This window comes from Propylenella binzhouense (assembly GCF_009866965.1).
GTDB lineage: Bacteria > Pseudomonadota > Alphaproteobacteria > Rhizobiales > Afifellaceae > Propylenella > Propylenella binzhouense.
Genome location: NZ_SPKJ01000140.1, coordinates 1 through 8,089 on the forward strand (window position 1 = coordinate 1; position 8,089 = coordinate 8,089).

General features: G+C 69.6%; 8 protein-coding genes and 1 pseudogene. 5 read left to right on the top strand and 4 right to left on the bottom strand.

The window, feature by feature from the left end:
• The 5 genes from E4O86_RS21345 to E4O86_RS21365 all read left to right on the top strand — a co-directional run.
• Positions 1–293: proton-translocating transhydrogenase family protein (locus E4O86_RS21345; protein WP_161142571.1), on the top strand; the 293-nt coding region annotated here is incomplete at its 5' end.
• A 12-nt stretch (positions 294–305) separates the two neighbouring features.
• Positions 306–1,703, top strand: a complete 1,398-nt coding sequence (locus E4O86_RS21350) for an NAD(P)(+) transhydrogenase (Re/Si-specific) subunit beta (RefSeq protein ID WP_161142572.1) — start codon at positions 306–308, stop codon at positions 1,701–1,703.
• Positions 1,704–1,906: 203 nt separating this feature from the next.
• Positions 1,907–3,022 (top strand): hypothetical protein, encoded by a 1,116-nt coding sequence (locus tag E4O86_RS21355; RefSeq protein WP_161142573.1) that lies wholly within the window; start codon positions 1,907–1,909, stop codon positions 3,020–3,022.
• A gap of 32 nt (positions 3,023–3,054) precedes the next feature.
• On the top strand, positions 3,055–4,809 hold the full coding sequence (locus tag E4O86_RS21360) for a hypothetical protein (RefSeq protein ID WP_161142574.1): 1,755 nt from the start codon (positions 3,055–3,057) through the stop codon (positions 4,807–4,809).
• A gap of 64 nt (positions 4,810–4,873) precedes the next feature.
• On the top strand, positions 4,874–5,692 hold the full coding sequence (locus tag E4O86_RS21365; protein WP_205521028.1) for an alpha/beta hydrolase: 819 nt from the start codon (positions 4,874–4,876) through the stop codon (positions 5,690–5,692).
• 10 nt (positions 5,693–5,702) lie between these two features.
• On the opposite strand, the gene E4O86_RS21370 is transcribed toward E4O86_RS21365, so the two are convergent.
• From E4O86_RS21370 to E4O86_RS21385, 4 genes and pseudogenes are all read right to left on the bottom strand, one after another.
• Positions 5,703–6,524 (bottom strand): tetratricopeptide repeat protein, encoded by an 822-nt coding sequence (locus E4O86_RS21370; RefSeq protein ID WP_161142579.1) that lies wholly within the window; start codon positions 6,522–6,524, stop codon positions 5,703–5,705.
• An 80-nt stretch (positions 6,525–6,604) separates the two neighbouring features.
• Positions 6,605–6,838: a 30S ribosomal protein S21 gene (gene rpsU, locus E4O86_RS21375; protein WP_161142576.1), complete on the bottom strand. Its 234-nt coding sequence runs from the start codon at positions 6,836–6,838 to the stop codon at positions 6,605–6,607.
• A 227-nt stretch (positions 6,839–7,065) separates the two neighbouring features.
• On the bottom strand, positions 7,066–7,503 hold the full coding sequence (locus E4O86_RS21380) for a VOC family protein (RefSeq protein WP_161142577.1): 438 nt from the start codon (positions 7,501–7,503) through the stop codon (positions 7,066–7,068).
• A 195-nt stretch (positions 7,504–7,698) separates the two neighbouring features.
• A pseudogene (locus tag E4O86_RS21385) lies at positions 7,699–8,089 on the bottom strand (hypothetical protein); the annotation flags it as partial.

The following is an 8,089-nucleotide window of genomic DNA, read 5'->3' on the forward strand; positions in this document are numbered from 1 at the left end:
ACCCGTTCGTGTTCCGCCTGTCGATCTTCGTGCTGGCGATCTTCGTCGGCTATTACGTGGTGTGGTCGGTCACGCCCGCGCTCCACACGCCGCTCATGAGCGTCACGAACGCCATCTCGTCCGTGATCGTGGTCGGCGCGCTCCTCGCCCTCGGCGTGGACCTTGTCGGCGAAGGCACCGGCATCGCCCGCGGCCTCGGCTTCCTCGCGGTGATCCTCGCGAGCGTCAATATCTTCGGCGGCTTCCTCGTCACGGAACGCATGCTGGCGATGTACAAGAAAAAAGAACGGTAGGGAGCGCCGTCCATGTCTGCGAACGTCACGGCGTTTCTCTATCTCGTTGCCGGCGTCCTCTTCATCCTGGCGCTGCGGGGCCTGTCGCATCCGGTCACCAGCCGGCGCGGCAACCAGTACGGCATGGCCGGCATGGCCATCGCCATCCTCACGACGCTGGTCTCCGCGCCGCCTTCGGATTTCGTCGGGTGGCTGCTGCTGATCCTGGCGCTCGGGCTCGGCGGCGGCGTCGGCGCGGTGGTCGCGCGGCGGATTCCGATGACGGCGATGCCGCAGCTCGTCGCCGCGTTCCATTCGCTGGTCGGCCTCGCCGCGGTCCTGGTGGCGGCGGCCGCCCTCTATGCGCCGCAGGCCTTCGGGATCGGCGTTCCCGGCGACATCCACGGCGCGAGCCTCGTCGAGATGAGCCTCGGCACCGCGATCGGCGCCATCACCTTCACGGGCTCGGTGATCGCCTTCCTGAAGCTCGACGGGCGGATGAGCGGCAAGCCCATCCTGCTGCCGGCGCGGCATCTCATCAATGCCGGTCTCGCGCTCCTCCTCCTCGCCCTCGTGGTGGCTCTCGTCACCTCGGCGAATCACGGCGTGTTCTGGGCGATCGTGCTCGTGAGCCTCGTGCTCGGCGCGCTCATCATCGTGCCGATCGGCGGCGCCGACATGCCGGTCGTGGTCTCGATGCTCAATTCCTATTCGGGCTGGGCGGCGGCGGGCATCGGTTTCACGCTCGGCAACACGGCGCTCATCATCACGGGCGCGCTGGTCGGCTCCTCGGGCGCGATCCTCTCCTACATCATGTGCAAGGGGATGAACCGCTCCTTCATCTCGGTCATCCTCGGCGGGTTCGGCGGCGAGACCGCGGCGGCGGCCCAGGATCTCGGCGACCGCACGGTGAAGCAGGGCTCCGCCGAGGACGCCGCCTTCCTCATGAAGAACGCGTCGAAGGTCATCGTGGTGCCCGGCTACGGCATGGCGGTGGCGCAGGCGCAGCATGCGCTGCGCGAGATGGCCGACACGCTGAAGCGCGAGGGCGTGGAGGTGAAGTACGCCATCCATCCGGTGGCGGGCCGCATGCCCGGGCACATGAACGTCCTCCTCGCCGAGGCGAACGTGCCCTATGACGAGGTGTTCGAGCTCGAGGACATCAACTCCGAGTTCGCGCAGGCCGATGTCGCCTTCGTGATCGGCGCGAACGACGTGACCAATCCGGCGGCGCGGGACGATCCCTCCTCGCCGATCTACGGGATGCCGATCCTCGACGTCGACAAGGCGAAGACCTGCCTCTTCATCAAGCGCTCGCTCGGCTCCGGCTATGCCGGCATCGACAACACGCTGTTCTACAAGCCGAACACGATGATGCTGTTCGGCGACGCGAAGAAGATGACCGAGGACATCGTCAAGGCGCTCGACTGAGCGCCCCCGATCGGACGAGAAGGCCGGGCCCACGCGCCCGGCCTTTTTCTTTGTTGGCGCGCCCTTGGCGGCGCCGCCTTCCTTCCTCGCATCGGACGGGACCGGCCGGTCATGCAAGCAAAGGTTACAATTCTATTGACGACAACCAGGCGTCGTGTCTCCAATGCAGGACCTGCAGGGGAAGCAGGGTCGCGGGGGCGGGAATGGGGACGGCACGGAAGATCCGCGCCGCGCGGGCGGTCGCGCTCGGGCTGCTGGCGGTCTGGTTCGGGGGCTGCTCCGTCGTGGATGGCGGGATCGGCGATCGCTACGCGACGTTCAACCAGGAGCTGAATAACGCCCGGAACGACGAGATCCTGCTCAACATCCTCCGCTCGCAGTCCTTCGAGCCTCTCACCTTCGCGCCTAGCACGGGCGTCACGGGCAGGATGAACGGTGCGCTCGGCTTCGGGCTGCCGGGTTTCGCCGTCGGCCGCGATGCACCGGATTCGGTTGCGTTCGGGGCCGCCACGCTGAATGCCAGCCGGAGCGCGGAAGCGTCGATCCAGACCGTGCCGCTCACCAGCAAGGAATTCTATTCAGGCCTGATGACGCCGGTCAGCGCGCGGTCCTTCCTTCTGCTGCTGCGGCAAGGCTATTCGCGGGAGCTGCTGTTCTGGCTCCTGGCGGATTCGGTCCGCGCAACCGGTTCCGGCGGAGACGGGATTTTCGCCAATGACGACGGCGCGGACCTCGGCTGCGCCCCGATCGGCGGCGGGGAGCCGCGCTGCTTCAAGGATTTCGTCGATCTCGCCATGCAATGGGGGCTCACCGCGGAGTTCGTCCCCGGCGTGAAGCCGGCGAAGGACGAGCCGCCTCCCGTGCGGATGTGCTTCGATCCGCTGCTCGGGCGCGCGGCCCGCGCTGAAATCCGGCACGGCGAACGGGATTGGGGCGCAGCCCCCGGTGCCGTCGCCTGCGGCGGCCGGTCGGCCTGGCCCCAGCCCTTCGCGTTCCGGCGCGGCGCCTCGACATACGAAGTCGTGCCGCGCTCGCCGCTCGCCATCTACCGCTATCTCGGAATGATGCTGCGGACCGGCGCGGCGGGCCGGATCCGCATCAACGAGGTGGACATGGTGAACCCGGCCCTCCTGACGATCACGGCCGGACGCCGCGACGGCTGCTTTGCCGGAGCTGTCTATAACGGCGTGCGCTACTGCGTGCCGCAGGAGCATGCGATCAACACCAAGCAGGTGTTTGCCGTCCTTGCGGAACTCACGGCGCTCGGAACGGACCGCGAGGATCTGAAGGTCGGCTCGACGATCCTCATCGCGCCATAGCGGCCCCGGAGCGGGGACGGAGGGAGGAGACCATGCAGCAGGCCGACATTGCGCCCGCCGGCGCGCGGCCCGAAGGAGGCGGAGGGGCGGCCGCGGAGCGGCGCAAGCAGGCCGTCGTCGTCATCCACGGCATGGGCGAGCAGCGGCCGATGGACACGCTGCGCGGCTTCGTGGACGCCGTCTGGCTGCGCGGCCGCCCCGCCGAGGAGCAGGCCCGTCATCGACGGGCCTGGATCGTCCCGGACAAGCGTGCCGGATCATACGAGCTGCGCCGGATCACCACCGGCTACGACGATTCGACCGCCAAGGACCTCAGGACGGACTTCTTCGAGTTCTACTGGGCCGACCTGATGGAAGGCACCACGCTGCAGCACCTCTGGTCCTGGGTGCGCGGCCTTCTCATCCGTCCGATCTGGGCGGTGCCTTGGCGCCGCATGGCGGCCTGGATCGTGCTCTGGCTGCTCGTAATCGGCATGGCGCTCGCGCTCCTCGGGGCGGCGGACCCGAAGAATGCCCTCGTCGTCTGGGCCGGACATCGGCTCGGCCGGCCCGCCTTGTGGGCCGCCGCGCATGCCCGCGAGGTTCTCCTGGCGCTGGCGGGCGCCGCCGCGGCCCTGACCGTGCTTCGCCTTGCCTATCTCCTCACCCGGCGCCGCCACGCGGAGGGTGACGCGCTTCTCTCGGAACCCGCGGGCGTGAACGTGGCGGGCCCGTTGATGTCCGCCGTTGCCGCCGGGTCGATCTTCCTAAGCATCCCGGCCGACGCCAGCTATGATCCGGAGCCGTTTGCCCGCCTGCTGCTGGCCGGCCTCGCGGTCGCCGGCGCGGCGATCGTCCATCTCTTCGTCGTTCCCTATCTCGGCGATGTCGCCCGCTATGTCCGCGCCGCGGCGGATACGGTGGAGAAGCGGCAGGCGATCCGCGAGCGGGGGCTCGCGCTCCTGAGGGAATTGCACGCCCAGCAGCAGTACCGGCGCATCGTCGTCGTCGGCCACAGCCTCGGATCGATCGTGGCCTACGATCTTCTGCTCCAGCTCTGGGCGGAGCGCGGTCCCGCCAGGGACCGCCTGCCGAGCGCGGACGCCGCCGATGCGCTCGCGCAGGTCGACCGGTTTGTCGGGTGCCGGTCCGACCGCTTCGACCTGGAGGCATACCGGCGCGCGCAGTGGGCGGTGTTCGATGCCCTGCGCCGCCGTTCCGACGACTGGCTGATCAGCGACTTCGTGACCCTTGGAAGCCCGCTTGGACTCGCCGATTTCCTGCTCGCCCGCGATGCCCGCCATCTGGAGGCGATGAAGACGGAACGGCTCGTCGCGACCGCGCCTCCGGTCGCCACGGAACGCGGGGAAGCGGCTGCTCCCGGCGAGCGCGGGGGCGGAGGCCGCCCGGACAGGCCGACAATGTTCTACACGGACACGGTGGCAGGTCAGCAGGTCCAAATTCCCCATCACGCCGCGCTCTTCGCCGCCGTGCGCTGGACCAACATCTGCGATCCCCCGCGCGGCGTCTTCTTCGGCGATCTGATTTCTGGTCCGGTCGCCCCCTGGTTCGGCCCCGGCGTCAAGGACATCCGCGTGAAGATGCGTCGCCGGCTCCTCGGCTGGCTGTCGTGGCGCTTCTTCACGCACACGCTCTATTGGAGCACGGACCGGCCGCTCGGCGCCGGGCAGGCGCATCTGCGCGCGCTCCGCACCGCGCTTGCGCTCGATGACGAGACCGGCAGGGGCGGGGGCGGTGCCGGCGCGTGCCTTCGCCCGCCGCTCGGCGCGGTGGAACGCGCCGATTAGCGGAGGACAGGAGGAGGCGCAGACCGTACCGTCCCCGCTTTCCGAATCGCGAGGGACAACGATCTTGAGATCACGCCGGATCCTGCGCGTCGCGGCATGGCTCGCGGCACTCGCCGCCTTCGCCTATCTCGCCGCCGGCTCCTATCTCTACGCCGTCCAGCGGAGCTACGTCTTCGTCCCGGGCGGCACGCTCGGCACGCCGGAATCGAACGGGCTTGCCGGGGTGGAGGTGGTCACGCTCGACCGCGGCGGCGTCGTCCTCACGGGCTGGCACGCGCCCGCCCGCGACGGAATGCCGACGCTTCTCTATTTCCACGGCAATGCCGGCAACCTGAGCGGCCGCGCCGACAGGTTCCGGCAGGTGCTCGATTCCGGCTTCGGGCTCGCCGCCTTCAGCTATCGCGGCTATCCGGGGAGCGGCGGAGCGCCGAGCGAGGAGGCCCTCTTCTCGGATGCGCTCGCCGAGTTCGACTGGCTCGCCGAACGCACCGGCCGCATCGTCCTTCACGGCGAATCGCTCGGCACCGGGATCGCCACCTATGTCGCGAGTAGGCGGGACGCCGGGGCGCTCGTGCTCGAGGCGCCCTATACGGCCGCTCTCGATATCGCCGGGGCGACCTATCCGTGGCTGCCGGTCTCGGTGCTGATGCGGGATCCCTTCGTCACCCGCGAGCACATAAGCCGGGTGGCGGAGCCGATCCTGATCTTCCACGGCACCGCGGACCGGGTGATCCCGATCGAGCACGGGCGTGCGCTCGCACGGATCGCGGGCGATCGCGCCGAACTGGTGGTCGTCGAGGGGGCGGGCCACAGCGAGCTCTGGAAGCGCGGGCTGTGGCAGCGCGCGCTGGCCTTCTTCGCGGCGAAGGGCCTGCTTCCGTGAGGCCGCTCGGCTAGGCCGCGGCGCCGCCCGTCCGGCGGAGCCCTTCCTGGGCCGGCTGGTAGTCGTTCTTCACCGTCAGCGCCCGGGAGAAGGCGGTGTGCGCCTTCTGGATGTCGCCGAGCTGCTCGTAGGCGAGGCCCTGGTTGGTCCAGCCCTCGTAGCTGCGGTTGTTGCGGCGGAGCGATTCGTTGATGTCGTCGAGCGCGCTCTTGGCGTCCCCGAGCGCGAGATAGCTCGCGCCGCGTCCGCCATAGGGCTCCGCCGCGCGGGGCGAAATGCCGATCGCCGTGGTGAAGTCCTCGATCGAGGTCTGGTACTGCCCGAGCGCCTGGTAGGCGAGCCCGCGATTGTAGAAGGCCTGGGCGTCGGTCGGGCTGATCGTGATCGCCATGTTGTAGTCGGCGAGCGCGAGGTCCGGCCGCCCCTGCTGGCGGTAGATGTTGCCGCGCGACATGTAGGCGAGCGCGTAGTTCGGGTCCGCCTGGATCGCCCTGTTGTAATCGGCGAGCGCGTCGCGATCCCTGCCCTGGCGGCGCAGGATCTGCGCCCGGTTCGCATAGGCCGGCGCAAAATTCGGATCGAGCTGCAGCGCCTGGTTGAAGTCGGCCATGGCGTCGTCGTAGCGCCCGGCCCGCCCATAGGCCGCGCCGCGCACGTTGTAGGCTTCCGGGTCGCTCGGGTTCTGCTGGATGACCGCGGTCAGCGATTCGATATTGGCGGGGGAGGCCGTGGTCGGATCGACATTGGAAAGGTCGGCCACCGGGCCGGCGGTCTGGCAGCCGGCAAGGCCGAGCGCGGCGAGCAGCGCGATCGCCGGGGCCCGCTTGCGCATGCCGGCCGCGGCCGCAGCCCGCCGGTTCGTCGTCTTCGCAGCCGTCACAAGCGGGACCTGTGGAATCGCCGGATCCGGGATCAGCGCGAAGCGGCGCGGCGCTTGCCGGGAAGCAGGCCTTCGCGCTGCGCCCGCTTGCGGGCGAGCTTGCGGGCCCGGCGAATCGCCTCGGCCTTCTCGCGCGCCTTCTTCTCGGAGGGCTTCTCGTAATGATTGCGGAGCTTCATCTCGCGGAAGATGCCTTCGCGCTGCATCTTCTTCTTGAGCGCCTTCAGCGCCTGATCGACATTGTTGTCCCGAACGATGACCTGCACGTGAATCCGTTCCTTTCCCAGCAGCGTCGCGAATGGCTTCTTGGAAGGGCATGTGCCCGGCGGCTCACCGTCCGGCGCGGAGCCCGATTCCGAAAACAGCTAAGTTCCCGCTGCACGGAGCACAGCGAGCGGACTGGCATATAGCGCCTCGACTCAATTCTGTCCACCTGCCGGCGCCGTGGGTAGTGGGTCACTCTGAATTTTGAGCGGTCGCCTTCGCGCCGCGCTCAGCCGAGTTCCTCGGCGAGCCCGATGAGGAGCCCTTCGGGCCCCCGGATGTAGCAGAGCCGATAGACGTCCCCGTACCGGACCACTTCGCCTTCGAGCTGCGCGCCGCGCGCGCGGAGCCTTTCAAGCGTCGCGTCGAGATCGTCCACGGCGAACATGACGCGGAGGTAGCCCAAGGCGTTGACCGGCGCGTTCCGGTGATCCGCGACGACGGGCGGCGCGAGGAAGCGGGAGAGCTCGAGCCGGCTGTGGCCGTCCGGCGTGCGCATCATGGCGATCTCGACGCGCTGGTCGCGCAGCCCGGTGACGCGTCCGGCCCATTCTCCTTCGATCGTGGCGCGCCCTTCGAGCTCGAGGCCGAGTTCGCGGAAGAAGTCGATCGCCCCGCCGAGGTCTTCGACGACGATTCCCACATTGTCCATCCGCTTCAGCGTCATGGTTCCAGCCTCCGGGGTGTCGTTCCGATCTCCAAGGCGTCGTCCGGGCCGGCAGCGGCCATGGTCGCTGCGTTCCGCCGGGACGGTTGACCGGCCTGCCTTGCCGTCCCGGCCGCTCCGGTCGTCGCCATAGGTATAAGCGAGCGAGGGCCGGATCGGACAATGATGTCGACGCCCGTCATCCGCTCACCGGCGCTACTGAGCGGTGACCGCCCCGCCGGCTGCGGGCGCGGGTTTCCCGTCCGGCTCTCCGGATGGCGCCGCCTGCTCCCCGGCGGGTTCCGGCGGAGAGGGCGCGGCGGGGGCGGGCCCGGCGGGGGAGGGCGCGGCGGCGGAGCCTTCCGGACTGCTCCCGGGCTCGGCTTCGCTCGGCCTTCGCGGCGCGTGGCCGAGCCAGCGCGTGGCCTCGGCCACGGCCGCATCGCGGATCCTGGTGTCGAGGCGGAGAAGCCAGTTCTCCAGATAGTCGTCGACGAGCCCGCGGTCGCGCGCGGCGAGGTACCAGCGCGCCGCCTCCGCCGGATCGGCGGCGACGCCGCGCCCGTCCGCGAGCAGCCGGGCAAGGCGGATCTGCGCGGCCGGATTG